The following is a 507-nucleotide window of genomic DNA, read 5'->3' as shown; positions in this document are numbered from 1 at the left end:
TCGCGGACGCTCGCGCTGATTTTCTCCACAAGGCGTCGAACTCAATCAGCAAAAACCACGCAATGATTGCGGTCGAAGACCTGAAAATCAGCAACATGTCGAAGTCGGCGAAAGGTACGGCAATCGCACCGGGGCGCAATGTCCGCGCGAAGTCAGGCCTCAACAAGTCGATTCTGGACCAGGGCTGGGGCGAGTTTCGACGCCAGCTCGAATACAAGACTGGATGGCGCGGCGGGTATTTCGTTGCGGTCGATCCGAAGAACACGAGCCGTACGTGTCCGCGTTGTGGCCATGTCTCGAAGGACAACCGGAAGAGCCAGGCGCTGTTCAGGTGCGTCGAATGCGGACACGAAGCGAGCGCCGATCATGTCGGCGCGCTCAATGTTCTGGCGGCAGGGCATGCCGTTATTGCCTGTGGAGGGATGGTGCAGTCAGGCCGCCCGATGAAGCAGGAACCCACCGAAGCGATCCGTCATGCCTGAAAGCATGTCAGACGCGGCAGGAATC

Annotated in this window: 1 protein-coding gene; it reads left to right on the top strand. The window is 59.4% G+C overall.

Annotated elements, in window-relative coordinates; all coding sequences use genetic code 11:
- On the top strand, positions 1-482 hold a 482-nt coding region (locus U5A67_RS40530), incomplete at its 5' end, for a transposase (RefSeq protein ID WP_321959837.1).
- Between the last annotated feature and the right edge of the window lie 25 nt (positions 483-507).

The organism is Paraburkholderia sp. J69-1, assembly GCF_905220255.1.
Classification (GTDB): Bacteria; Pseudomonadota; Gammaproteobacteria; order Burkholderiales; family Burkholderiaceae; genus Paraburkholderia.
The sequence above is the reverse complement of the archived record's forward strand: the minus strand, read 5'-3'. Positions and strand labels throughout refer to the sequence as shown.